Origin of the sequence: Achromobacter sp. PD1 (assembly GCF_048541815.1) — a bacterium.
GTDB lineage: Bacteria > Pseudomonadota > Gammaproteobacteria > Burkholderiales > Burkholderiaceae_B > Achromobacter > Achromobacter bronchisepticus_A.
Genome location: NZ_CP183349.1, coordinates 3251651 through 3276667, shown reverse-complemented (window position 1 = coordinate 3276667; position 25017 = coordinate 3251651). Strand labels below are relative to the sequence as shown.

Below are 25017 nucleotides of genomic sequence, written 5' to 3'. Positions count from 1 at the left end.
GCGGCGCGTTTCAGGCGATCTCCACCGCATCGCCGTTCAAGCGCGCCAGCCAGGTCCGCAGCCGCTGCTCCGGGTATTGCACGCATACCCCGTCGGCAAGCCGGAAGTGCTGCTTGTACAGCGGCGAGGCCACGATGAGTTCGCCGCCCACGTGGCCGACGATGCCGCGGCCGATGACGTTGGCGCCGGACTTGGGGTCGCGGTTATCGATGGCATAGACGCCGTCGCCGGCGGCTTGCGGCACGTAGAACAAGGCGACCTGCGCGCCATCCACCAGCGCCACCACGCCGGAATTGGGCACCAGATCCTGGCGCCGGCATACCGGCCGCCAGTCTTGGGGTTCGCGGATCAGGGCGTCCATCAGGCAATCTCCTCGGTGATGGCGATGACGCGGGCGGGAGCGGGCCGGGGCTGGCCGCGTTCCTGCACGAACTGGATGCCGGGGTCGGCGCTGGCGTCGTTGACGAAGGTGCGGAAGCGCTTGAGCTTTTCCGGATCGTTCAGCGCGTTGGCCCATTCGCATTCGTAGCGATCGACCACCAGCTGCATCTGCGCTTCCAGCTCGGCGCACAGGCCCAGGCTGTCCTCCAGCACCACTTGCTTCAGATAGTCCAGGCCGCCCTCGAGCGATTCGCGCCACACCGAAGTGCGCTGCAGCTTGTCGGCGGTGCGGATGTAGAACATCAAGAGGCGGTCTATGGTGCGGATGAGGGCGGCGTCGTCCAGGTCGGTGGCGAACAGTTCCGCGTGGCGCGGGCGCATGCCGCCATTGCCGCAGACGTAGAGGTTCCAGCCGTTTTCGGTGGCGATGACGCCGATGTCCTTGCTTTGCGCCTCGGCGCATTCGCGGGTGCAGCCGGACACGGCGAACTTCAGCTTGTGCGGCGAGCGCAGGCCCTTGTAGCGGTGCTCGATGTCCAGCGCCATCTTGACGCTGTCCTGCACGCCGTAGCGGCACCAGGTGCTGCCGACGCAGGACTTCACGGTGCGAGTGGATTTGCCGTAGGCATGGCCGGTCTCGAACCCGGCGGCGATCAATTCCGCCCAGATGTCCGGCAGTTCATGCAGCTGCGCGCCGAACAGGTCGATGCGCTGGCCGCCGGTGATCTTGGTGTACAGCTGGTACTTCTTGGCGACCGCGCCGATGGCGATCAGGCCGTCGGGCGTGATCTCGCCCGCGGGGATGCGTGGCACGACCGAGTAGGTGCCGTTCTTCTGCATGTTGGCCATGAAGGTGTCGTTGGTGTCCTGCAGCGGCACCAGGTGGGGATCCTGGATCGGGCGGTTCCAGCAGGAGGCCAGGATGGAGCCCACCGCGGGTTTGCAGATGTCGCAGCCCTGCTGGCCGCGCCCGTGGCTGGCCAGGAGCTCGTCGAAGGATTCGATGCCGCTGACGCGCACGATGGCGTACAGCTCCTGGCGGGTGTGAGGGAAGTGTTCGCAAAGGCTCTTGTCCACGGCCACGCCGCGGCTGGCCAGTTCGTGCTCGACCACCTGCTTGAGCAGGCTGGCGCAGCCGCCGCAGCCGGACGCGGCCTTGGTGCAGCTCTTGACCGCGCCCAGGTCCGCGCAGCCGCCGTCGATCGCGGCGCAGACCGCGCCCTTGCTCACGTTATGGCAGGAACAGATGGTGGCGGCGGCGGGCAGCGCATCCACGCCCAGGAGCGGCGCACCCTGGCCCTGCGGCAGGATCAGGCTGGCCGGGTCGGCGGGCGTCGCGCTGCCGTTCTGCACGTATTGCAGCAGCGTGTCGTAGTAGCTGTTGTCGCCCACCAGCACCGCGCCCAGCACGCGCTTGCCGTCGGCCGACACCACCAGGCGGCGGTAGCCGGCGCCGGCCTCGTCGATGTAGCGGTAGCTGCGCGCGCCGGGCGTGGCGCCGTGGGCGTCGCCGATCGAACCCACGTCCACGCCCAGCAGCTTGAGCTTGGTGGACATGTCGGCGCCGCTGAACGCCTGATCGGCGTTGCCGCAAAGCGCAGCCGCCACCGTGCGCGCCATCTGATAACCAGGCGCCACCAGCCCGAACACGCTGCCGTTCCAGGCCGCGCATTCGCCGATGGCGTAGATGTTTTCATCGCTGCTGCGGCATTGGTCGTCGATGGCTACGCCGCCGCGCTCGGCCAGCGTCAGCCCGGCCTTGCGCGCCAGCGCCACCTGCGGCCGGATGCCGGCCGAAAACACGATCAGGTCGGTTTCCAGCGGGGCGCCTTCGGCAAAGCGCATGCGGTAGCGGTACTGCGTGCCGGGCTTGATGTCCTGGGTGGCGCGCGACAGGTGCACGCCCACGCCCAGCGCCTCGATGCGCGCCTTGAGCGCCGCGCCGCCTTGCTCGTCCAGCTGCACCGGCATCAGGCGCGGCGCGAACTCGACCACGTGGGCCTCCAGGTTCAGCGACTTCAGCGCATGGGCGGCTTCCAGCCCCAGCAGGCCGCCGCCCACCACCACGCCGCGGCGCGCGCCGCGGGCGGCCTCGCGGATCAGGTCCAGGTCGTCGAGCGTGCGGTACACCAGGCGCGATGCGCCTTCCGCGCCCGTGATCGGCGGCACGAAGGGATAGGAGCCCGTGGCAAGTATCAGCTTGTCGTAGGCGCTGCGGCCGCTGGCGGTCACGATTTCGCGCTGGCGGCGGTCGATCTCCAGCACGGGTGTGCCCAGGTGCAGGGTCACGCCTTCGTGTTCATACAGCGCGGCATCGCCCAGCGCCATCGATTCCGCGTCGCGCCCGTTCAGGTATTCGGACAGGTGCACGCGGTCGTAGGCGCGGCGGCTTTCCTCGCCGTAGACGTGGATGCGGTAGCGCGCAAGCGCGCCGCCGGCGATGAGTTGCTCGACGCAATGGTGACCCACCATGCCGTTGCCGATGACGACGAGGGTCTGCAGAGAATCGGATGCGGCCGCTACTTTCATGGGATGTCCCCGGGGCTTGGGTATTCGGGTTTCAGAAAACGCAATGGCGCCCTGGACCTTGCGGTCGGGGCGCCATTGCCGTTGCTGCTCAAGTTGTCTCGCCAGCCTTGCGGCCCGCGCATGAACCATCAAGCAAAGTCTGTGCCAGGGATGCCGATGACCATCGGCGCGCGCGGATCTTCATAGGGGAAGCGGACCCAGAATGGCTTTTGGCGCGCGCGTCGCGCGCCGCGCAGCTGCAGCCGGCGTGCGTCAAGGCGGTGCATATTGCCGTGCGTCGCTGCACCCGTTTGGCGCAGCGGATGGACCTAGGCAAACGCCGCCTGGACGGCGGCGAAGGCCGCTGCGACCAGGGGATCGTCGCGGCGGGAGGCCTGGGTGATGAAGGCGAGTTCGGCCTGGATCGCCAGCCCCTTGACCAGCACCAGCCCGCTGGCCTGGGACTCGCGCAGCGCGATCGAGTCGCGCGCCAGCGACAGGCCCACGCCCGAACGCACCAGGTCCAGCATCGAGGCTTCCTGGTCCACTTCGGCCACGGCGTTGGGCGCGGCGCCCAGCGCGTCGAACTTATCCGACAGCAGCCTGTGGTGCACCGAATCCGGCGGCGTCCAGATCCAGGGCAGGGCGGCGATCGCGGCCCAGTCGCGGCCGGCCACCTGCGCGCCCCAGCCCTTGGGGGCGACGACGAAATAGGCGAAGGAGGCGAGCGGCAGCGCCTCGAGCCCGGCGGGAGCCGCGTCGCGCCCTTGCGGCCCGAGGGAAAAGCCCACGTCCAGCTCGCCCGCCCGCACCTGTTTCGCCACCGATCCGGACATGCCGTGGCGCAGGGTGGGGCGGATCTTGGGGTAGTGCTCCACCAGGTATTGCAGCGTGGCGCCCAGGCGCAGGAATTCGGGATCGAGGATGGTGCCGATGCGCAGATCGCCCTGGACGGTGTCGCGCAAGGCGCCCAGGGCGCGCTGGAAGTCGTCGAGGGCGTCCAGGATGCGCTGCGCCGAGGGCAGCAGCGCGCGGCCGTCGGCATTGGGCGCCAGGCCCTGCGCCGTGCGCGAGAACAGGGTCAGGTCCAGCGCTTCCTGGAAATTCTTCAGCTGCAGGCTGAGCGCGGGCTGGGTCAGGTGCAGATGTTCGGCCGCGCGCGTCAGGTTGCCCTCGCGGGCCACGGCGGCAAAAGTGCGGATGTGCTTCAGGTCCATGGGGCGGTTCCCGGAGTAGGCGGCCAGCAAAAGGGGCTGAGCATTATTTAAGTTGCTTATAAACCGTTTTTCAACAATTCATTGGACAGTTCCGCCCGGCTGCGCGAGAGTCACGGTAGATGCCCGGCGCGTGCAAGGTCGCCAGAGCCGGGTCGGCTCACCCAGTCCGCAGGCGTACCGCCCCGGCAAGAAGATAAGAAGAGCTTATGGAGACATACGACTACATCATCGTCGGTGCGGGCTCGGCCGGCTGCGTGCTGGCCAACCGCCTGAGCCGCGACCCCGCCCTGCAGGTGCTGCTGCTGGAGGCGGGCGGGAACGACAACTACCACTGGATCCATATCCCGGTCGGCTACCTGCATTGCATCGGCAACCCCAGGACGGACTGGATGTACCGCACCGAGGCGGAAGCCGGTCTGGGCGGCCGTTCCCTGATCTACCCGCGCGGCCGCGTGCTGGGCGGCAGTTCATCGATCAACGGCATGATCTACATGCGCGGCCAGCGCCAGGACTACGACGACTGGGCCGAACTGTCCGGCGATCCCGCCTGGGGCTGGGACCAGGTGCTGCCGGTGTTCAAGCGCAGCGAGGACTATCACCGCGGCGCGAACGAATTCCATGGCGCAGGCGGCGAATGGCGCGTGGAATCGCAGCGCCTGCGCTGGGACATCCTGGAAGCTTTCGCCGGCGCGGCCGAGCAGGAGGGCATTCCGCGCGTGCAGGACTTCAACCGCGGCGACAATTTCGGCTGCGGCTATTTCGAAGTGAACCAGCGCGGCGGCTGGCGCTGGAATACCTCCAAGGCATTCCTGCGGCCGGTGCAAAAGCGCCCGAACTTGCGCGTGATGACCGGCGCCCATGCCGAGCAACTGGTATTCGAGGGCAAGCGCTGCGTCGGCGTGCAACTGCGCCGCAACGGCCAGAGCGCGACCTTGCGCGCGCGCCGCGAAGTGGTGCTGGCGGCAGGCGCGGTCAATACGCCGCATCTGCTGGAACTCTCCGGCGTGGGCGAGCCCGCGCGCCTGCGCGAAAGCGGCATCGCCTTGCATCATGCCCTGCCGGGCGTGGGCGAGAACCTGCAGGACCACCTGCAACTGCGCGTCATCATCCAGGTGCAGGGCGTGAAAACGCTGAACCGCATCGCCTCCACCTGGTTGGGCAAGGCCGGCATCGGCCTGGAGTACCTGCTCAAACGCAGCGGCCCGATGAGCATGGCGCCGTCGCAGCTGGGCGCGTTCGCCAAGTCCGATCCGGGCCAGGCGCGCGCCAACGTCGAATTCCACGTGCAGCCGCTGTCGCTGGGCGCCTTTGGCGAGCCGCTGCATGGTTTTGACGCCTTCACCGCCAGCGTGTGCAATCTGCGGCCGACCTCGCGCGGCAGCGTGCATGCGCAGGGGCCCCAGGGAGCGCCCGCCATCACGCCCAGGTATCTGAGCACCGACGAAGACCTGCGCGTGGCGGCCGACTCGATCCGCCTGGTGCGGCGGATCGCGGCGGCGCCGGCCTTGCAGCGCTACCAGCCGCAGGAATGGCTGCCGGGGCCTGCGTTCCAGACGGACGCCGAGCTGCGGGAAGCGGCCGGCAAGATCGGCACCACCATCTTCCATCCGGTGGGGACCTGCGCCATGGGACGCGACGCGGACGGCGGGGCGGTGGTGGACGCGCGGCTGCGCGTCCACGGCCTGGAAGGCCTGCGCGTCGCCGACGCCTCGGTGATGCCTTTGATCACGTCGGGCAACACCAATTCGCCGACCATCATGATCGCGGAGCGGGCTGCCGACATGATCCGCGAGGATGCCGCGGCGCGCTGAAACGACGCCGGGCGCCGCAGAAAAGAAAGCCGCCCTCTTGGGGCGGCTTGCTGGCGATGGCGTCACTGCCTTCAGCGCAGCGAGCGGTACATCTCCTGGCGTTGCGGGTGGGTCAGCATCACTTGCCAGAGCTGGCCCTCACGCGAGCGGAAGAAGCCCGCGCAGCACATCAGGTAGTACTTCCACATGCGGTAGAAGCGGTTGCCATAACGCGATTCCAGGCCGGGCCAGGCGCGCTCGAAGTTGTCCCACCAGGCCATCAGGGTGCGGTCGTAATCCGCGCCGAAGTTATGCCAGTCTTCAATGATGAAGCGGCTTTCCACGGCGGTGGCGATCTCCCGGGCCGATGGCAGCTTGCCGTTGGGAAACACGTAGCGGTCGATCCAGGGATCGGTGCTCTGGCTGGTGGCGGCGATGCCGATGGTGTGCAGCAGGAACACGCCGTCCGGCGCCATCAGGCGCTGCACGTTGCTGAAGTAGGTGTCGTAGTTCTTGGGGCCGACGTGCTCGAACATGCCCACCGACACCACCTTGTCGAAGCTGCCCTGCAGGTCGCGGTAGTCCTGCAGCAGCAGTTGCACCGGCAGGCCCTTGACCCGTTCCTGCGCCAGCGCCAACTGCTCCTTGGACACGGTCACGCCCGTGACCTTGACGCCGTAGCGTTCGGCGGCGAAGCGCGCCAGCCCGCCCCAGCCGCAGCCGATATCCAGCAGCGTTTCGCCTTCGCGCAGCTGCAGCTTGCGGCAGATCATCTCCAGCTTGGCCAGCTGCGCCTCTTCCAGCGTCTGGGCGTTTTCCCAGTAGGCGCAGGAATAGATCATGCGGCTGTCCAGCATGGCCTCGAACACGTCGTTGCCCGCATCGTAGTGCTGTTCGCCGACCTCGAACGCGCGGTGCTTGGACTGCAGGTTGAAGAGCTTGTGGCGCAGGTGTTCGGCGATCAGCTTGACGCGCGCCAGGCCCAGCGCCGCCGACCCCATGTCCGCGCGCAGCAGGCGGGTGAACAGTTCGTCGAGCTGGTCGCAGTCCCATTCGCCGTCCATGTAGGATTCGCCCAGGCCCAGCGACCAGCTGGCGAAGACGCGGTCGTACATATGCTTGTCATGAACCTGGATGTCCCAGGGGCGGTTGCCGTTGATGCGGACGTCGGCCCGGGCCAGGATGTCCTGGAGCACTTTGGGAGGTTCGGGGGGAGGGGAACTGGCGGATTGATGGCCGGTGGCGGCCAGCGGCGAGGAAGGACTGCTCTGCTGCATACGGACTCCATATCAATTTTGGGATGACTGATCTGGCAATGCTTGAAACTTCCGACTCTGATCCTAACAGGTCCGCAACTCCAATTTAATGATTGGATCGCCTCGATAGGCAATGGCAATTCCGCGGCGGCGGCGATCCGGATGCCAGGATCGTAGCGACGACCGGGCCGATAGTCCAGAACCCCACGGCCGGGGTGTTGCGGCGGCGCAGCCCGCCGTCCTATAAGATACCGGCCTGGCGCGCCTTCGCCATGGCGCGCAACGACTTGTGGAGTGTATCGATGGTGGACGCCAGCCTGGAACCCCGTTTGGATTTCGTCACATGCGCCAGCCCGGCGGGACTGCACCGCATGGCCTACTGGGAATGGGGCGACCCGGCCAACGACCAGGTGCTGGTCTGCGTGCACGGACTGACCCGCAGCGGGCGGGACTTCGATACGCTGGCGCGGAGGCTGGCGGGGCGTTATCGCGTGGTCTGCCCGGACGTGGTGGGACGTGGCCGCTCCGACTGGCTGGCCAATCCCGCGTTTTACACGGTGCCGCAGTACGTCTCGGACATGGTGACCCTGCTTGCGCGCCTGAAGCCGGCGCGGCTGGCCTGGGTGGGGACGTCGATGGGCGGCCTGATCGGCCTGGCGCTGTCGGGCGCGGCCGTGTTCGCGCGCGCCATGCTGGCCATGCGTCCGCACGCGGGCATGCTGCCGCCCGAGCAAGGCTTCCATCTCGACAAGCTGGTGCTCAATGACGTCGGGCCGCGCCTGGAGACGGGCGCCCTGGCGCGCATCGGCCAGTACGTGGGCGAACCCGGCGAGTTCGCGAGCTTCGAAGAGGCCGTGGCCACCATGCGCGCCAACTCCACCACGTTCGGCCCGCATACCGACGCGCAGTGGGCGGACTTGGCGCGCTATCTGTATCCCCGGCAGGGCGATAAGTGGGTCAAGCATTACGACCTGGCGCTGTCGCAGGCCCTGGCCGCGCAGACCCCCGAGGAACTGGCGGCCGGCGAACAGATCCTGTGGCGTTCGTATGATTCCCTGCCGTGCCCCGTGCTGATCGTGCGCGGCGCGGAATCCGACTTGCTGACGCGCGCCACCGTCGAGGAAATGCTCAAGCGCAATCCGCGCGCACAGGCCCATGAAGTGGCCGGCGTGGGCCATGCGCCCACCTTGATCTCGGACGAGCAGGTGGATCCGGTCGCGTCCTTTCTGCTGTCCTGACCGCGCCGTAAACAGGGGACGGCTCGGCGCTATCCACGCTGCCGGGCCTTCTCTACAATAGCTGGATGAACGCGCGCACACTGAACATCGATCTGCATTGCCATTCCACCGTCTCGGACGGCTCGCTCGCGCCGCGCGACGTGGCGCAGCGCGCGCATGCCAACGGCGTGGACGTATGGGCCTTGACCGACCACGACGAAATCGGCGGCGTGGCCGAAGCGGCGCGCGCGGCGCGCGAGCTGGACATGGACTTCGCCACCGGCGTCGAGATCTCCGTGACCTGGGCCGGCGTGACCGTGCATATCGTGGGCCTGCGCTTCGACCCCGAGAACGCTGCCCTGATCGAAGGCCTGCGCAAGACCCGCTCCGGCCGCGCCGAACGCGCCAAGCGCATCGGCGAACGCCTGGCGGAAATGGGCATGCCCGGCGCCTATGAAGGCGCGCTGCCGTTCGCAGGCAACCCCGAACTCATCAGCCGCACGCACTTTGCGCGCTATCTGGTCGAAGCCGGTTATTGCCCCGACGTGCAGACCGTGTTCACCAAGCATTTGGGCGATGACCGCCCGGGCCACGTGCCCATGCAGTGGGCCACGCTGGCGGAAGCCGTGGGCTGGATCCGCGGCGCGGGCGGCATCGCCGTCATCGCGCATCCCGGCCGCTACAAGTACACGCCGCTGCAGTTTGCCGCGCTGTTCGACGAATTCCTGCAGCTGGGCGGCCTGGGCATCGAGGTCAACACCGGCAGCCATACCCCGGAAGAGGCCCGCTATTATGCGGATGTGGCGCGCCGCTATGGATTCCTGGCGTCGCGCGGTTCGGACTTCCATAGTCCGAAGGAAAGCCGGGTGGACCTGGGCCGCTTGCCGGCGCTGCCGCCCGACCTCAAACCGGTCTGGCACGACTGGTTCTGACGCAGGCGGCGGCCATGCCGCCAGCCCTTGCACACGATCGACTGTAATCGCGCCCGACCGGCGCAACCGCCATGAACAAAGCCTTTGTCAAAGAGTCGGACAACGAGGACGACGACGATCTGCCGCAAGCCCAGGCCCTGCCTGCCGGCACCAAGAACTACATGACGCCCGGCGGCTATGAGCGCCTGCGCGGCGAACTCACGCACCTGATGAACGTGGAGCGTCCTTCCGTGGTGCAGGTGGTGTCGTGGGCCGCGTCCAACGGCGACCGTTCCGAGAACGGCGACTATCTGTACGGCAAGAAGCGCCTGCGCGAAATCGACCGCCGCATGCGCTTCTTGACCAAGCGGCTGGATATCGCCGAAGTGGTCGATCCGGCCGCGCAGCCCAACCGCGACCAGGTCTTCTTCGGCGCCACGGTGCTGTATTCCGACAAGGCCGGCGAGGAACACAACGTGACCATCGTCGGTGTCGACGAGGCCGAGCCGCTGGCGGGCAAGATCAGCTGGATTTCGCCGGTGGCGCGCGCGCTGATCAAGGCCAAGGAAGGCGACACCGTGGTGCTGCGCACGCCCGGCGGGATCGAAGAGCTGGACATCCTGGAAGTCAGCTATCCCGCATAAAAGAAAACGGGCGCCAGCTTGTGGCCGGCGCCCGTTGGTGGGCGGGATCTGACGTCCCTGCCTCGGTTGGCGGCTTGCGCCGCCGTTCCCCTGGGGCTTGCTGCTTGTTCTTTGCGGCCTACTTCTTGCGATTGGCGATCGACTTTTCAGCCAGGTTCACCAGGTCTTCGCCGATCTGCTTCTTCCACTTGTCATAGACGGGCTTGGTCACCTTGACGAAGGCCTCGTGGTCCGCCTGCGACAGCGAGGTCACGGTCACGCCGTGGCCCGCGATCTCCTTCAGCAGCGACGGGTCTTCAGGCGTCACGCCCTTGCGCGCGATCACGATCTGCTGCTTGCCGGCGTCCAGCGCGGCCTGGCGCACGATGTCGCGGTCCTTTTCGGACCAGGAATTCCAGACCTCGCGGTTGACCACGAAGATCAGCGGATCGGCCACGTAGTTCCACAGCGTCAGGTATTTCTGGCCCACGGTGTAGAGTTTGGAACCGGTGTAGATCGACAGGGGATTTTCCTGGCCGTCCACCGCGCCGCTGGCCAGCGCCGGCTGGGCATCGGCCCAGCTCATCTGCGTGGGGTTGGCGCCCAGCGCGGTGAAGGTGTCGATGTACAGCGGCGAGCCCACCACGCGCAGCTTCAGGCCCTTCATGTCCTCGGGCTTCTTGATCTCGTGCTTGGAGTTGCTCAGCTGGCGGTAGCCGTTTTCACCCCAGGCCAGCGGCACCACGCCGGCCTTCTCGATGAGCTTGAACATTTCCTTGCCCACGTCGCCCTGCACCAGCGCATCGATGGCGGCGTAGTCGGGCATCAGGAAGGGCAGGGAGAACAGGTTCAGCTGCTTGACCTGCGGCGACCAGTTGATGGTGGAGCCCACGGCCATGTCGATCACGCCCTGGCGGATGGCGGTGAATTCGCGCGTCTGGTCGCCCTGGACCAGCGAGGTGCCGGGATAGACCTTGATGTTGATGCGGCCCTGCGTGCGCTCGCGCACCAGGTTTGACCAGATTTCAGCGCCCTGGCCCCACGGGAAGGTGGTGCCGACCACGATGGAGAGCTTGTATTCGGGCTTGTAGTTCTGCGCATGCGCAGGCGCCATGCCGACGACGGCCGCCGCGCACAGGGCCGCTCCGATCAGGTTGCGGAATTTCATGTTGCGTCTCCTCTCTTTGCGTGTCTGTTGTTGTAGTGAATACCGGTACCGCCGGCCTTGGGGTCGCCCCTTGGGGGCGTCCTGTTTGGCCCTTTCAATAACCCAGCTTCTTGGGCAGCCACAGCGCCAGCTGCGGGAACACCAGCACCGCGACCAGCACCAGGAACATCGCGCCCAGCAGCCACACCACCCAGCGCACCGTCGACTCCATCGGCACGCGCGCGATGCGGCACGACACCATCAGGTTCACGGCCAGCGGCGGGGTGAACTGGCCCAGGGCGACCTTCAAGGTCAGGATCACGCCGAACCACACCGGATCCCAGCCATAGGCGTTGGCGATGGGCATGAGCAGCGGCACGAAGATCAGGAAGATGGAGATGCCGTCCAGGAACATGCCTACCGTCATCAGCAGCAGGATCAGCAGCGCCAGCACACCCCATTCGCCCAATCCGGAGTTGACGATGGCGTGGGTGATGGGATCGATCACGCTCAGGGTGGAAAGCGCCCAGGCGAAGATGCCGGCCAGCGTGACCACCAGCATGATGACGGCGGACAGCTCGGCGGCTTCGCGCAGGATGGTGTACAGGTCGCGCAGCTTGATGGTGCGGTGGATGAACATGCCCACGAACAGGCCGTAGAACACCGCGCCCACGGCCGCTTCGGTAGGCGTGAACCAGCCCATGCGCATGCCGCCCAGGATCAGCACCGGCGCGGCCAGGCCCCATGAGGCTTCGCGCAGGCTGGCCCAGAAAGGCGGGCGGGGCAGGTGGGCTTCCAGCGCGCCCATCTTGTACTTGCGCGACAGCCAGACCGCCGGAATGATGAGCGCGAAGCCGGCCAGGATGCCGGGGATCATGCCGGCGGCGAACAGCGCCGGCACCGATGCGCCAGGCACCAGCACCGAGTAGATGATGAAGGCCACCGAGGGCGGGATCAGGATGTCCGTGGCGGCGCCGGCCGCGACCACGGCTGCCGAGAACGAGCCCGGATAACCGGCGCGGGACATGGCGGTGATCATCACCGCGCCCACCGCGGCGGCGCAGGCCGGGCCGGAGCCGGAGATGCCGCCCAGGAACATGGCCACGGCGATCGATACCAGCGGCAGCATGCCCGGGCCGCGGCCGACGATGGCGATGGCGAAATCCACCAGTCGCTTGGCCACGCCGGACCGGTCGAAGATCGAGCCCACCAGCACGAACATGGGGATGGCCAGCAGCGGATACTTGGCCAGGCCGGCGTAGAAGTTCTGCGGCACGGTCAGCAGGCCATACCAGGGCGTGTCCAGGTTGGACAGCACGATGGCCACGGTTCCGCCCAGGCCCAGGGCCACGCCGACCGGCACGCCGATCAGCATCAGGACGATGAAGACGGTGAAGAGGATGGCGGCGATCATTGCTGATCCTGCCCGGCGGCGCGCCCGCTCTTGGCGATGCGGCGCAGCGTGCCGATGGTGCGCAGCGAGATCGCCGCAGCCATCACGGGCAGCCAGATCGAATACCACCAGGTCGGCACGCCGATGGCGGGCGAGGTCTCTTCGTAGATGTACTCGTCGGAAACCAGCTTCACCGACAGCACGGTCAGCAGCAGGAAGAAGGCCAGCACGCAGCTGTTGGAGATCAGCGCCATGATGCGCTGGCGGCGCGGCGAACCCGAGTCCGCCAGGATCTCGATGCGGATGTGGTGGTTGCGCACGAAAGCCACGCTGCCGCCGGCCATGGTCAGCACGATCAGCAGAAACACCGAGATCTCTTCCGTCCAGGCAAAGGACTGGTCGGTGAAGTAGCGCACCAGCACATTCAGGAAGGTAATGATGGCCAGGGTCGCCAGCAGGATCACGGCCAGCCAGTCCTCGATGGCCAGCGGCACTTTGACTGCGGGATCTGATTCGGTGGGAATGATCGGTTCGACAGGCTCGGCGGGGGCTTCGGGGCGGGACATGTGAGGCGGCGGCCAGCGCGCGGGTAGGCGCCATGCATTAATGGGGGTCGCTGCATCCTACCGTTGCGCCGTGGGGCCGGAAGTTCGTGTTTTCCCGCGGTGCGGGATAAGCGCAACATGTTGCGCCGCCGCATAAGCGCCGGGCTTGCGGCGCGGCTGGTGTTGGGAAAGGTTCGCAATGGCGGGAATTTGTCGTCGATATTGCTCTGCACCATCAAACCGCGGGATGCCTGGAATTCTTTTGTAACAGTGGTCGAAATCGGGCCATCGGAGGCCGGTGGAACAAGCTCTCCGGGAAAACCCCCTAAACGGGTAAAATCACGTTTTGCTCTCCTTCTCTTTATACGGCGCCCGCATCGTGTCCCTAGTTCAGCATCTGCCTGGTTCCTCCGTCCTGTCCTCCTTCCGTCGCGATCGCCTCCTGGCGCAATTGAAGGAAGCCGGCCTGCCGGTGGCCGACATATCCGCCCGCTACGAGCACTTCGTCAGCACCGACGCGGCCCTGACGGCCGAACAGCAGCAACACCTGACCCAATTGCTGGACTACGGCACCCCCGCCACCGGCGACGCGCCGGCCAAGAGCCTGTCCCTGCTGGTGATCCCGCGCCTGGGCACGATTTCGCCCTGGGCCAGCAAGGCCACCGACATCGCCCACAACTGTGGCCTGGCGTCCGTGCACCGCATCGAGCGCGGCGTGCGCTACGTGATCACTCCCGAGCGCGGCCTGCTGGGTACCAAGTCTTTCGACGACGCCATGCTGGCGCGCGCGGCCGACTGCCTGCACGACCGCATGACCGAAACCGTGGTGGACGCCAGCTTCGACGGCCAGGCGCTGTTCCAGCCGCTGGCCGGCAAGCCCATGCGCACGGTCGATGTGCAGGCGCGCGGCGCCGAAGCCCTGACCGAGGCCAACGTCTCGCTGGGCCTGGCGCTGTCGGACGATGAAATCGAGTACCTGGCCAAGTCCTTCAGCGACCTGGGCCGCGATCCCACCGACGTGGAACTGATGATGTTCGCCCAGGCCAACAGCGAACACTGCCGCCACAAGATCTTCAACGCCCAGTGGGTGATCGACGGCCAGGAACAGCCCAACACGCTGTTCGGCATGATCCGCGCCACCCACAAGGCGCAGCCCGAGGGCACCGTGGTCGCCTATTCGGACAACGCCGCCATCATGGAAGGCGGCCCCGCGCAGCGCTTCCAGGCCGGCGTGCCGGGCGTGACGGGCGAGGGCGTCGAAGGCGCCAAGTACATCCGCCGCAACACCACCGTGCACACGCTGATGAAGGTGGAAACCCACAACCACCCGACCGCGATCGCGCCGTTCCCCGGCGCCTCGACCGGCAACGGCGGCGAGATCCGCGACGAAGGCGCGACCGGCCGCGGCTCCAAGCCCAAGGCCGGCCTGACCGGCTTCACCGTGTCGCACCTGCGCTTTGACGATGCCTTGCAGCCCTGGGAAGCCGACCATCACGGCCTGCCGGAGCGCATCGCCTCGCCGCTGTCCATCATGATCGACGGCCCCATTGGCGGCGCGGCGTTCAATAACGAATTCGGCCGTCCCAACCTGCTGGGCTATTTCCGTTCGTTCGAACAGACCGCCGGCGGCACGCGCTGGGGCTACCACAAGCCCATCATGATCGCGGGCGGCCTGGGCAGCATCGATGCCGGCCTGACGCACAAGGACGTGATTCCTCCGGGCGCGCTGCTGATCCAGCTGGGTGGCCCGGGCTTCCGCATCGGCATGGGCGGCGGCGCCGCCTCCAGCATCAGCATGGGCAGCAACTCGGCCGAACTGGACTTCGATTCCGTCCAGCGCGGCAACCCTGAAATCGAGCGCCGCGCCCAGGAGGTCATCGACCGCTGCTGGCAGCAGGCAGAGAACAACCCCATCATCGCGATCCACGACGTGGGCGCGGGCGGCCTGTCCAATGCGTTCCCGGAACTGGTGAACGACGCCGGCCGCGGCGCCATCTTCGACCTCAAGCGCGTGCCGCTGGAAGAATCGGGCCTGTCGCCCGCCGAAATCTGGAGCAACGAATCCCAGGAACGCTACGTCCTGTCGATCCTGCCCAAGGACCTGGAACGCTTTGACGCCATCGCCCGCCGCGAACGCTGCCCCTACGCGGTGGTGGGCGTGGCCACCGAAGAGCGCCAGCTGCGCGTGGTGGACGGCGAGGGCCTGCCGGGCCTGGACACCATCCGTCCGCAGGGCGAAGCCGAAGTGCGTCCGGTGGACGTGCCGATCGACGTCATCCTGGGCAAGCCGCCGCGCATGACCCGCGACGTCACGCGCCTGCCCGGCGTGTCGGCGCCGCTGGACCTGGCCGGCATCGACCTGACCGAAGCCGCCTACCGCGTGCTGCGCCACCCCACGGTGGCCAACAAGTCCTTCCTCATCACCATCGGCGACCGCACCGTGGGCGGGCTGTCCAGCCGCGACCAGATGGTCGGTCCGTGGCAGGTGCCGGTGGCTGACTGCGCCGTGACCCTGGCCGACTACGAAGGCTTCCGCGGCGAAGCCATGTCCATGGGCGAACGCACCCCGATCGCCATGCTGGACGCGCCGGCCTCGGGCCGCATGGCCGTGGCCGAGGCCCTGACCAACCTGGCCGCGGCCGACGTGGCGCGCCTGGAAGACATCAAGCTGTCGGCCAACTGGATGGCCGCCTGCGGCGTGGCCGGCCAGGACGCCGCGCTGTACGACACCGTGTCCGCCGTCAGCGAACTGTGCCAGGCCACCGGCCTGTCGATCCCGGTGGGCAAGGATTCCCTGTCCATGAAGACGTCCTGGGAACAGGACGGCGAACAGCGCCAGGTGGTGGCGCCGGTGTCGCTGATCGTCACGGCCTTCGCGCCCGTGGCCGACGTGCGCGCCAGCCTGACCCCGCAGCTGCGCACCGACGCCGGCGACAGCGTGCTGATCCTGATCGACCTGGGCCGCGGCCGCCACCGCATGGGCGGCTCGATCCTGGCGCAGGCCTACAACCAGGTCGGCGAAACCGTGCCGGACATCGACGCGCCGCAAGACCTGCGCGCGTTCTTCGTCACGATCCGCACCCTGGCCGAAGCCGGCACCATCCTGGCCTACCACGACCGTTCCGACGGCGGCCTGTTCGCGACCCTGACCGAAATGGCCTTCGCCGGCCGCACCGGCATCTCGGTCAACCTGGACATGCTGACCTTCGATCCGCAATCGGCGGATTGGGGCGATTACAAGATCCGTCCCGAGCAGGTGGCGGTGCAGCGCGAGGAACTGACGCTCAAGGCGCTGTTCTCCGAAGAAGCCGGCGCCGTCATCCAGGTGCCGGCCGCCCAGCGCGACGCCGTCATGCAGGTGCTGCGCGGCGCGGGCCTGTCGGCGCATTCGCACGTGATCGGCGGCCTGAATGGCGCCGACGAAGTCGAGTTCTACCGCGACGGCAAGAAGGTCTGGGGCCAGCCGCGCGCCGAACTCGGCCGCGCCTGGAGCGAAGTGTCCTACCGCATCATGTCGCGCCGCGACAACCCGGCCTGCGCCCAGGCCGAGCTCGACGTCTGGAACGACGTCACGGATCCGGGCATGAGCCCCAACGTGGACTTCGACCCCCAGGAAGACGTGGCCGCGCCCTTCATCAACACCGGCAAGCGTCCGCGCGTCGCGATCCTGCGCGAGCAGGGCTGCAACAGCCAGGTGGAAATGGGCTGGGCCTTCGACACCGCCGGCTTTGAAGCCATCGACGTGCACATGACCGACCTGTTGTCCGGCCGCGTGGATCTTGCGCAGGTGCAAGGCCTGGTGGCCGTGGGCGGCTTCAGCTACGGCGACGTGCTGGGCGCTGGCGAAGGCTGGGCGCGCACCATCCGCTTCAACAGCAAGCTGTCGGATCAGTTCGCCGCCTACTTCGCGCGTCCCGATACCTTCGCGCTGGGCGTGTGCAACGGCTGCCAGATGATGGCCGCGCTGGCGCCGATGATTCCGGGCGCAGAATTCTGGCCGCGCTTCACGCGCAACCTGTCGGAAAAATACGAAGCCCGCCTGGCGATGATCGAAGTGGCCAAGTCGCCGTCGATCTTCTTCGCCGGCATGGAAGGCGCGCGCATTCCGGTGGCCGTGGCGCACGGCGAAGGCTATGCGGACTTCTCGCAGCAGGGCGACGCCAGCCGCCTGCTGGCCGCCGCGCGCTACATCGACAACCGCGGCCAGGCCACGGAAGCCTATCCGTTCAACCCGAACGGCAGCCCGGGCGGCCTGACCTCGGTCACCACCGCCGACGGCCGCTTCACGGTCATGATGCCGCACCCGGAACGCGTGACGCGCAACGTCATGATGTCCTGGGCGCCCGAGAAGTGGGGCAAGGCGGATGCCGGCGGCGCGTTCAGCCCCTGGATGCGCATCTTCCGCAACGCGCGCGTCTGGCTGAAGTAAGCCAAACGCTGGCGCCGGGGCTTGCTTCCCGGCGCTTGCGCGAAACGCCCCACTACTTGGCGGGGCGTTTTCATTGTGGCGCTCAGAACTGGTACTTCACCCGGCCGATGACGCTGCGGCGGCTGCCCGGATAGCAATCGCTCAGGTCGGAGCAGGTCGCCAGGTATTCCTTGTCGAACAGATTGGTGGCGTTGACCGACAGCGTCAGGTGCTTGTCCACCGCATAGGACACGCCCGCGTCCACCAGCGTGCGCCCGGCGATTTCCAGCGTGTTGGCGTTGTCGCCGTAGGTCGAGCCCACGTAGCGCAGGCCCGCGCCCAGGCTCAGTCCGGCCAGCGCGCTGTTGCGCACCGTGTAGTTCAGCCAGCCCGACGCGCTGTGCTCGGGCACCAGGGCAGGGCGGTTGCCTTCGGTGCCGTTGTTGGCGCGGGTGATGCGGGCGCGCACATAGGTATAGGAACCGGTGAAGTCCCAGCCGTCGCCCAGGCTGAACTTGCCTTCCAGTTCCACGCCGCGCGATTGCACCTCGCCCGAAGCGACCTGGAATCCGGGGTTTTGCAGGTCATTGGTCAGTACGTTGCTCTTCTTGATGTCGAAGACCGCCAGCGTGTAGAGCGCATTCGACCCGGGCGGCTGGAACTTGATGCCGCCTTCCCATTGACGTCCGCGCGAGGGCGCGAACGGAGAACTGCCATTGGCCGGCGCCGAGGTTCCGGTATTGGGCAGGAAGGACTGGGCGAAGCTGACGTAGGGCGCGACGCCGTTGGGCATGACGTAGTTCAGGCCGGCGCGGCCGCTGAAGCGGCTGCCGCTTTGATCGGAGTCGTTGTTCAGGATCCGGTTTTCGGTCTTCTGGCTGTACCAGTCGTAGCGGCCGCCCAGGGTCAGCACCCAGCGCTCGTCGAAGCGGACCTGGTCCTGCAGATACAGGCCGGTCTGGTGCGTGCGCTCCAGGTAGTTGGCCAGCGGTATGGTCGGCGTGGGCACGTCCACGCCATAGACTGGATCAAAGGGGTTCAGGCTGGGGGCGGGCCCCATGGTGCGCGACACATCCGCGCTGCTGCGGTTGAAGTCCAGGCCCAGCAGCAGCGTATGGGCCAGCGGGCCGGTGCGCAGGTCGAACTGGGCTTGGTTGTCCAACGCCAGCGCGGTCATGCTTTCGTCGTAGCGGCGGGCAGTGCGGGCGATGCCGGTGGGCGTCAGGCCGGCCAGGAACATGTTGTCCAGGATCGAATCGACCCGCCCGTAGCGCAGGTTCTGCCGCACCTGCAGCGTGTCGTTGAAACGATGCTCGAACAGATACCCGATGCTCTTCTGGTCCTGGTCGTAGCGATTGAAATTGGGATCGCCGTTGCGCAGATTGGTGGGCTTGCCGTTCACCGTGACCGTGCCGATGGTGCCGCCGGACCGGTCGCGCAGGTACTCCGTCAGCAGCGTGAAGCGGGTCGCGGCGGAAGGGGCCCAGGTCAGCGAAGGCGCCAGAAAGAGGCGGTCGTCGGAAATGCGGTCGCCGTTGGGGTAGGTGAATTGCGTGTTGGCGTCGCGCGCCACGCCGATGATGCGGTACATCAGCGTGCCGTCTTCGGTCGCGGGGCCGGTCAGATCGACCGCGGCCTGCTTGCGCTGGAAGCTGCCGTACTCCAGCTCGGCCTCGTAGTGCGGCGTGGCCGAGGGCAGCTTGCTCACGCGGTTGATGACCCCGCCCGCGTCGCCCTGGCCGTACAGCACGGAAGAGGGGCCGCGCAGCACTTCGATGCGATCGAGCGCGTACGGTTCGCTGCGGAACAGGGTGTAGCCGGACGTGGCCTGGCGCAGGCCGTCCTTGTAGTCGCTGGTGGCCTGGGCGTTGAAGCCGCGCAGCATGACCCAATCGAAGCCCTTGGGATCCACGCCATACGTTTCCACCGTCACGCCGGGCACGTAGCGCAGCACTTCGGTCACGCTTTGCGCGTTCTGCGCTTCCATCTGCGCCCGCGTCACCACCGAGATCGACTGCGGGACTTCCAGGATGGGCGTGTCGGTCTTGGTGCCGGCCCGGGTTTCCTCGGCCACGTAGCTGTCGGGCGCCACGCTCGAGGCCCGCACGGTGACAGGCTCCAGCGTGGAAATGCCTGCCGCGCCGGGCGGCAGCGGACGCAGCACGTAGCCGCCGCCTTCCAGCCGCGCGGCCAGGCCGCTGCCGGCGAGGATCGCGGCATAGCCCGCGTTCAGGCCATAGGCGCCGCGCAGGCCGGGGCTGCGGCGGCCCGCGGTCAGGGCGCCGTCGATGGCGATGGTCACGCCCGCCTGCTGGGAGTAGGCGTTCAGCACCTGGTCCAATGGGCCGGCGGGAATGTCGTAGCTTCTGGCGGCCCGCTCCTGGGGCGAGGGGGAGCCTGGTCCCGCGGCCATGGCGGCGGGGGGCGCGGCCAGCGCCAGGGCGGTCAGCGCCAGCGCCAGCGTGCTGCGGGCGGGCTTGGGAGTGGAGCGGGCTTGCATGGAGTGGGTTCCTCGTTGCGGACGTGAATGCTGCGGATATGCAGGTATCCCGAACGAGAAATAAAAAGTGCTACGGTTTTCGCGAATTTTTTTTGTAGAGGGCTATCTGGGTTCCACCACCACCCAATAAGCCGTGTAGCGCGACACGCGCAGCGGCAGGGCTCTTGCAAGCGAGGCCAGGATCCGGTCCGTGTCGTCCAGGGCGTACACGCCCGACACGATCAGGTCGGCCACGCGCGGGTCGCAGCGGATCACGCCGCGCCGGTGGCGCCCGACCTGGTCCAGGAAGTCCGCCAGGCGCAGCCGTTCGGCCACCAGCTGGCCGCGCAGCCAGGCCGGCGCCTGCTGCAGGGCGTCCGGCATCGGCTCGGCCGCCAGCGGCGTGAACGCGGCGGACTGGCCCGCGTCCAGGCGCAGGGGGCGGCCGCGGGAGGGCTGGACCTCCACCGCGCCTTCGTAGACGCCGACCCGTATCCGGTCGCGCTGCTGCTCCACGGTGAACCGCGTGCCCAGCGCCTGCACATCGCCATAGGCGGTGGCGACGAAGAAGGGGCGGCCCGCGGCAGCCGGGCCGTGGCCGGTTTGCACGTAGATCTCGCCGCGCCGCAGGACCAGCCGGCGCGCCTCGGCGGTGTATTCCATGTCCACGGCGCTAGCGCCGTTGAGTATGAGCCGGGTGCCGTCGGCCAGCATGATTTCGCGCCGTTCGCCTGCCGCGCTGCGATAGTCCGCGGCGTAGGCCTGCCAAGGCAGGCGTTGGGCCGCCAGGCCCGCGGCGCCGGCGCCCAGCACCGCCCAGCCCATCAGGCGCAGGGCTTTGCGGCGTCCCGCCTGCCGGCCCGAGCGGGCCAGAGCCTGGGCCGATGCCTCGGGCGAAACGTCCATCAGCCGCGTGTCGATCCGTTGCACCTGCTGCCAGGCGCGTTCATGGTCCGGATGGGCCGCGCGCCAGCGTTGCCAGGCGGCGCGTTCGTCGGCGCTGGCTTCGCCGGACCACAGGATGACCAGCCATTCCAGTCCTTGCGCCAGTATCGGTTCGGGGATGTTCCCGTGCCGGGCGCTCACAGCGCGGCCAGGCAGGCTTGGGCGGCGCGCAGCATGTGCTTGCGCACCAGCGCCACCGACACGCCCAGGCTTTGCGCGATGTCGGAATAGGTCCGGCCCTCGAAGCGGGACAGGATGAAGACCTGGCGGGCGCGGGCGGGCAGGGCGTCCAGCGCGGCGTCCACCGCCATCAGCGTTTCCAGCGCCAGCGCGCGCGCCTCGGCCGAAGGCATGTGCGCTTCGGGCAGGCTGGCCAAGGCGTCCAGATAGGCGCTTTCCAGGGCGCGGCGGCGGTACAGGTCCACCACCAGGCCCCGGGCGATCTGGGTGAGGAAGGCGCGCGCCTGGCCGGCTTCGGGCAGGCGGCCCGAGTTCAGCAGCCGCTCGTACGTGTCGTGCGACAGGTCGGCCGCGTCATGGGCGCAACCCAGCCGCCGCCGCAGCCAGCCCGCCAGCCATCCATGATGGTCGCGGTAGAGCAGGTTCAAGGCATGTTGCGCCGTGGGCTGGGTGGCCGCCGTCACGATGGGTTTCCGTCAGGTCCAAAGATTGCAAATGATAATCGTTGTTAATTGTGTTGGGCAAGGGCGACGCCGAGGGAAATGCGGCATGCAATCAAATGAGATGTTTAACTTTTCATTGCAACCTGTCGTAAAGCATAGGTAGCCGCTATACGCAACCCGGAGTGACCCCAATGTTCCAGAATCTCAGTATTCGCGCGGTCTTGACGACCGCTTTAGCCGTTTTCTTCGCGCTTTTCCTGCTAACCGGCATCGCCGTCCACCAGCAGCTGACGTCCAACCGCAATTCCATCGAAGTGCTGCTGGACACCAACCTGGTCCGCGCCAATGCCGTGAACGGCGCCGGCACCGAACTGCTGCGCGCCCGCCTGGTGCTGCTGGCCGCGCAGACCGCGCTGATGGAAGGCAAGAGCCTGGACAACCTGGCCAGCATGCAGCGCCTGGACGGCTATACCAAAAAGGCCGGCGAGCTGATCGACCTGGTGCGCAAGACTCCCGAAACCTCGGCCCAGGGCAAGCCCCTGCTGGACGCGGCCCTGGCGGCCTACGACGTCTATCACCGCGACGCCATCGTGCCCATGATTGCGGCCATCCGCGCCGGCAACGCCCAGGATTCCAATCGCCTCAACCTGGAAAAAGTCACGCCGCTGGGCCTGACCTTTACCGCCGCCATCCAGAAATACGTGGACTATGCCGATGAGGTCGGCCAGCGCGTGGCGCGTGACGCCTCCACCCGCATCAACGGCGCGATCGCCGTCCTGGTCGGCCTGCTGGTCGTGGTGGCCGCGCTGGTGGTGGGCCTGTACGCGGTGTTCGGCCGCGCGGTGTTCCGTCCGCTGCATGAAGCCGGGCGCCTGTTCGACCGCATTGCCGGCGGCGACCTGACCAACCGCATCGAGCAACGCGGCAATAACGAAATCGGCGTGCTCTACGCCGCCGTCAAGCGCATGCAGGACAGCCTGGCGCGCACCGTGTCGGCCGTGCGCCTGGGCGTGGAAGAGATCCACACCGGCGCGCGCGAAATCGCCGCGGGCAACATCGACCTGTCTTCGCGCACCGAACAGCAGGCCGCCTCGCTGGAGGAAACCGCCGCCAGCATGGATGAGCTGTCGTCCACCGTGCGCAACAACGCGGAAAGCTCGCGCAGCGCCTCGGAACTGGCCGTGGCGGCATCCGAAGTGGCCACGCGCGGCGGCCAGGCCGTGGGCGACGTGGTCGGCACCATGCGCGGCATCGCCGACAGCTCCAACCGCATCGCCGACATCGTCGGCGTGATCGACGGCATCGCCTTCCAGACCAACATCCTGGCGCTGAACGCCGCGGTGGAAGCGGCGCGCGCCGGCGAGCAGGGCAAGGGCTTCGCGGTCGTGGCCAGCGAAGTGCGCGCCCTGGCGCAGCGCAGTGCTGCCGCCGCCAAGGAAATCAAGGGCCTGATCGACGACTCCGTGCAGAAGGTATCGATCGGTTCCGACCAGGTTGAAGCCGCCGGCGCCACCATGCAGGAAATCGTGACCTCGGTGCGCCGCGTGACGGACATCATCAACGAAATTTCCAGCGCGTCCGAGGAGCAGTCGCAAGGCATCCAGCAGGTCAACCAGGCCGTGTCGCAGATGGACAGCGTGACACAGCAGAACGCGGCGCTGGTCGAGCAGGCCGCGGCGTCCGCGGCATCCCTGGAAACCCAGTCGCAGCGCCTGCGCGAAGCCGTGGCGGTATTCAAGCTGCAGACGGGCCGCGTGATCGATGCCGATGCGCCGGCCGTGGGTCGCAACGGCGAACCGGCTTTGCTCGGCGCCTGAACGCGCCAGCACATGGCGGCCGGCCCGGATGGCTGGCCGTGAACGGGAACAAAGCCCCCAGCGCGTGTGCGACTGGGGGCTTTGTCCATGGGCCGGATGTGCGGTCCGTGTGGCGGCACCATTTCCCGGCGCCTATGACAATCAGGGACAAAAGATGCCAGCCGCGCCGCACAGGCATAAAATAGCGGATTGCCTACCCCCTCCCGCACACAGGATCCCGCGCCATGAACGCACGCATCCCCGAAGACGCTCTTCCTCCCACTCTGGACCCGAAGGCCTTGCAGGCTTTCGTCGACGAAAAATGGGACAACGAGATCATCCCGGCGCTGACCGACTACATCGCCATCCCGGCCAAGAGCCCGGCTTTCGACGCGGACTGGGAAAAGAACGCTTTCATCGAGCGCGTGGTGCGCGACGCCGCGCAGTGGGTCGAGGCACAGAAGGTCTCGGGCCTGAAGCTGGAAGTGGTGCGCCTGCCGGGCCGCACGCCCGTCATCTTCTTTGACGCGCCCGCCACCCGCAGCGACAACGGCGACACCGTGCTGCTGTACGGCCACCTGGACAAGCAGCCCGAATTCTCGGGCTGGCGCGCCGGCCTCGGCCCCTGGACCCCCAAGCTCGAAGACGGCAAGCTATACGGCCGCGGCGGCGCCGATGACGGCTATGCCGTGTACGCCTCGCTGACCGCCATCATGGCGCTGGACAAGCAGGGCATTCCGCGCCCGCGCTGCGTGGGCATCGTCGAAACCTGTGAGGAATCCGGCAGCTACGACCTGCTGCCCTACGTGGACGCGCTGCGCGACCGCCTGGGCAACGTGGCCCTGGTGGTGTGCCTGGACTCGGGCGCCGGCAACTACGACCAGCTCTGGATGACGACTTCGCTGCGCGGCATGGTGTCGGGCACGCTGGAAGTGCAGGTGCTGGACGAAGGCGTGCACTCGGGCGACTCCAGCGGCGTGGTGCCGTCCTCGTTCCGCATCCTGCGCCATCTGCTGGACCGCCTGGAAGACAGCGGCACCGGCCGCCTGCTGCCGCAGAGCCTGCATTGCGAGATCCCCGCCGAACGCGTGGAACAAGTGCACGCCACCGCGCGCATCCTGGGCGACGAAGTCTGGCGCCGTTTCCCCTGGAGCTGCGGCGCCGACGGCGGCTTCGTGCTGCCCATGACGACCGAACCCGAACAGGCGTTGCTGAACCGCACCTGGCGTCCGACGCTGTCGGTGACCGGCGCCGAAGGCCTGCCGCCGCTGTCCAGCGCCGGCAACGTGCTGCGTCCGCGCACGGCCTTCAAGCTGTCGCTGCGCCTGCCGCCGCTGATCGACGCCGTGGCCGCCTCGCAAGAAATCAAGGCGCTGCTGGAAGCCGACGCGCCCTATAACGCCAAGGTGATCTTCAAGGCCAACGAAGGCGCCGCCACCGGCTGGAACGCCCCGGCCTCCGCGCCCTGGCTGACCCAGGCGCTGGACGCGGCCTCGCAGCAGTACTACGGCGCGTCCTGCGGCTATATCGGCCAGGGCGGCACCATTCCGCTGATGAGCATCCTGCAGAAGGGCTTCCCCAAGGCCCAGTTCATGGTCTGCGGCGTGTTGGGCCCCAAGTCCAACGCCCACGGCCCCAATGAATTCCTGCACGTGCCCTACGGCAAGAAACTGACCGCAGCCGTGGCCCAGACCATGGCCGCCATGCCGGCCGCGTAAGCGGCGGCGACGCTCTTCAAAGCGCGGGCCGCAACGCCCGCGCTTTTCTTTTTTCCAGGA

At 67.6% G+C, this 25017-nt stretch carries 17 protein-coding genes; 7 read left to right on the top strand and 10 right to left on the bottom strand.

What is annotated here, in order from left to right:
• Nucleotides 1-10: 10 nt before the first annotated feature.
• From nirD to ACM1PE_RS15490, 3 genes are all read right to left on the bottom strand, one after another.
• Complete coding sequence (gene nirD, locus ACM1PE_RS15500) at nucleotides 11-361, bottom strand: nitrite reductase small subunit NirD (RefSeq protein WP_059373409.1); 351 nt, start codon at nucleotides 359-361, stop codon at nucleotides 11-13.
• Nucleotides 361-2910 (bottom strand): nitrite reductase large subunit NirB, encoded by a 2550-nt coding sequence (gene nirB, locus ACM1PE_RS15495; protein WP_419343743.1) that lies wholly within the window; start codon nucleotides 2908-2910, stop codon nucleotides 361-363. The genes nirD and nirB overlap by 1 nt, the downstream gene beginning before the upstream one ends.
• Nucleotides 2911-3218: 308 nt before the next feature.
• Entirely contained in the window at nucleotides 3219-4106 is an 888-nt protein-coding gene (locus ACM1PE_RS15490; protein WP_419343742.1) for a LysR family transcriptional regulator, read from the bottom strand.
• Between the two features lie 206 nt (nucleotides 4107-4312).
• On the opposite strand from ACM1PE_RS15490, the gene ACM1PE_RS15485 reads away from it, so the two are divergent.
• The gene (locus ACM1PE_RS15485) at nucleotides 4313-5917 is read left to right on the top strand and encodes a GMC family oxidoreductase (RefSeq protein ID WP_419343741.1); all 1605 of its coding nucleotides are present in this window, start codon (nucleotides 4313-4315) and stop codon (nucleotides 5915-5917) included.
• A gap of 71 nt (nucleotides 5918-5988) precedes the next feature.
• Here ACM1PE_RS15485 and cfa read toward each other — a convergent pair whose 3' ends face one another.
• Entirely contained in the window at nucleotides 5989-7173 is a 1185-nt protein-coding gene (gene cfa / locus ACM1PE_RS15480) for a cyclopropane fatty acyl phospholipid synthase (protein ID WP_118932097.1), read from the bottom strand.
• A gap of 281 nt (nucleotides 7174-7454) precedes the next feature.
• Here cfa and ACM1PE_RS15475 point away from each other — a divergent pair, with 281 nt between their 5' ends.
• From ACM1PE_RS15475 to greB, 3 genes are all read left to right on the top strand, one after another.
• Nucleotides 7455-8390, top strand: coding sequence for an alpha/beta fold hydrolase (locus tag ACM1PE_RS15475; RefSeq protein ID WP_059373403.1), 936 nt, complete (start codon nucleotides 7455-7457; stop codon nucleotides 8388-8390).
• Nucleotides 8391-8455: 65 nt separating this feature from the next.
• On the top strand, nucleotides 8456-9301 hold the full coding sequence (locus tag ACM1PE_RS15470) for a 3',5'-nucleoside bisphosphate phosphatase (RefSeq protein ID WP_059373401.1): 846 nt from the start codon (nucleotides 8456-8458) through the stop codon (nucleotides 9299-9301).
• A gap of 71 nt (nucleotides 9302-9372) precedes the next feature.
• Nucleotides 9373-9924: a transcription elongation factor GreB gene (gene greB / locus ACM1PE_RS15465; RefSeq protein WP_059373400.1), complete on the top strand. Its 552-nt coding sequence runs from the start codon at nucleotides 9373-9375 to the stop codon at nucleotides 9922-9924.
• A gap of 118 nt (nucleotides 9925-10042) precedes the next feature.
• On the opposite strand, the gene ACM1PE_RS15460 is transcribed toward greB, so the two are convergent.
• The 3 genes from ACM1PE_RS15460 to ACM1PE_RS15450 form a co-directional block, all read right to left on the bottom strand.
• Nucleotides 10043-11071, bottom strand: coding sequence for a DctP family TRAP transporter solute-binding subunit (locus ACM1PE_RS15460; RefSeq protein WP_059373398.1), 1029 nt, complete (start codon nucleotides 11069-11071; stop codon nucleotides 10043-10045).
• Between the two features lie 94 nt (nucleotides 11072-11165).
• Nucleotides 11166-12464, bottom strand: coding sequence for a TRAP transporter large permease (locus tag ACM1PE_RS15455; protein WP_419343740.1), 1299 nt, complete (start codon nucleotides 12462-12464; stop codon nucleotides 11166-11168).
• Nucleotides 12461-13009, bottom strand: coding sequence for a TRAP transporter small permease (locus tag ACM1PE_RS15450; RefSeq protein WP_059373394.1), 549 nt, complete (start codon nucleotides 13007-13009; stop codon nucleotides 12461-12463). The genes ACM1PE_RS15455 and ACM1PE_RS15450 overlap by 4 nt, the downstream gene beginning before the upstream one ends.
• A gap of 358 nt (nucleotides 13010-13367) precedes the next feature.
• Here ACM1PE_RS15450 and purL point away from each other — a divergent pair, with 358 nt between their 5' ends.
• Nucleotides 13368-17417 carry a phosphoribosylformylglycinamidine synthase gene (gene purL / locus ACM1PE_RS15445; RefSeq protein ID WP_419343739.1) on the top strand — a complete coding sequence of 1350 codons (4050 nt, stop codon included), beginning with the start codon at nucleotides 13368-13370 and terminating at the stop codon, nucleotides 17415-17417.
• 82 nt (nucleotides 17418-17499) lie between these two features.
• On the opposite strand, the gene ACM1PE_RS15440 is transcribed toward purL, so the two are convergent.
• From ACM1PE_RS15440 to ACM1PE_RS15430, 3 genes are all read right to left on the bottom strand, one after another.
• Nucleotides 17500-19896, bottom strand: a complete 2397-nt coding sequence (locus ACM1PE_RS15440; protein WP_419343738.1) for a TonB-dependent siderophore receptor — start codon at nucleotides 19894-19896, stop codon at nucleotides 17500-17502.
• A gap of 102 nt (nucleotides 19897-19998) precedes the next feature.
• Entirely contained in the window at nucleotides 19999-20961 is a 963-nt protein-coding gene (locus ACM1PE_RS15435; protein ID WP_419343737.1) for a FecR domain-containing protein, read from the bottom strand.
• Nucleotides 20958-21464, bottom strand: coding sequence for a sigma-70 family RNA polymerase sigma factor (locus tag ACM1PE_RS15430; RefSeq protein ID WP_419343736.1), 507 nt, complete (start codon nucleotides 21462-21464; stop codon nucleotides 20958-20960). The genes ACM1PE_RS15435 and ACM1PE_RS15430 overlap by 4 nt, the downstream gene beginning before the upstream one ends.
• A 170-nt stretch (nucleotides 21465-21634) precedes the next feature.
• On the opposite strand from ACM1PE_RS15430, the gene ACM1PE_RS15425 reads away from it, so the two are divergent.
• A complete protein-coding gene (locus ACM1PE_RS15425; RefSeq protein ID WP_118932103.1) occupies nucleotides 21635-23260 on the top strand; it encodes a methyl-accepting chemotaxis protein in 1626 nt (541 codons plus the stop codon).
• A gap of 224 nt (nucleotides 23261-23484) precedes the next feature.
• The gene (locus tag ACM1PE_RS15420) at nucleotides 23485-24957 is read left to right on the top strand and encodes a M20 family metallopeptidase (protein WP_118932104.1); all 1473 of its coding nucleotides are present in this window, start codon (nucleotides 23485-23487) and stop codon (nucleotides 24955-24957) included.
• Nucleotides 24958-25017 lie beyond the last annotated feature (60 nt).

Excerpts from the sequence above, each read along its gene's own strand:
- nirD (WP_059373409.1), bottom strand. The coding sequence starts at position 361 with ATGGACGCCCTGATCCGCGAACCCCAAGACTGGCGGCCGGTATGCCGG.
- greB (WP_059373400.1), top strand. The coding sequence starts at position 9,373 with ATGAACAAAGCCTTTGTCAAAGAGTCGGACAACGAGGACGACGACGAT.
- nirB (WP_419343743.1), bottom strand. The coding sequence starts at position 2,910 with ATGAAAGTAGCGGCCGCATCCGATTCTCTGCAGACCCTCGTCGTCATC.
- ACM1PE_RS15425 (WP_118932103.1), top strand. The coding sequence starts at position 21,635 with ATGTTCCAGAATCTCAGTATTCGCGCGGTCTTGACGACCGCTTTAGCC.
- ACM1PE_RS15490 (WP_419343742.1), bottom strand. The coding sequence starts at position 4,106 with ATGGACCTGAAGCACATCCGCACTTTTGCCGCCGTGGCCCGCGAGGGC.
- ACM1PE_RS15455 (WP_419343740.1), bottom strand. The coding sequence starts at position 12,464 with ATGATCGCCGCCATCCTCTTCACCGTCTTCATCGTCCTGATGCTGATC.
- ACM1PE_RS15420 (WP_118932104.1), top strand. The coding sequence starts at position 23,485 with ATGAACGCACGCATCCCCGAAGACGCTCTTCCTCCCACTCTGGACCCG.
- cfa (WP_118932097.1), bottom strand. The coding sequence starts at position 7,173 with ATGCAGCAGAGCAGTCCTTCCTCGCCGCTGGCCGCCACCGGCCATCAA.
- ACM1PE_RS15485 (WP_419343741.1), top strand. The coding sequence starts at position 4,313 with ATGGAGACATACGACTACATCATCGTCGGTGCGGGCTCGGCCGGCTGC.
- ACM1PE_RS15440 (WP_419343738.1), bottom strand. The coding sequence starts at position 19,896 with ATGCAAGCCCGCTCCACTCCCAAGCCCGCCCGCAGCACGCTGGCGCTG.
- ACM1PE_RS15475 (WP_059373403.1), top strand. The coding sequence starts at position 7,455 with ATGGTGGACGCCAGCCTGGAACCCCGTTTGGATTTCGTCACATGCGCC.
- ACM1PE_RS15450 (WP_059373394.1), bottom strand. The coding sequence starts at position 13,009 with ATGTCCCGCCCCGAAGCCCCCGCCGAGCCTGTCGAACCGATCATTCCC.
- ACM1PE_RS15470 (WP_059373401.1), top strand. The coding sequence starts at position 8,456 with ATGAACGCGCGCACACTGAACATCGATCTGCATTGCCATTCCACCGTC.
- ACM1PE_RS15460 (WP_059373398.1), bottom strand. The coding sequence starts at position 11,071 with ATGAAATTCCGCAACCTGATCGGAGCGGCCCTGTGCGCGGCGGCCGTC.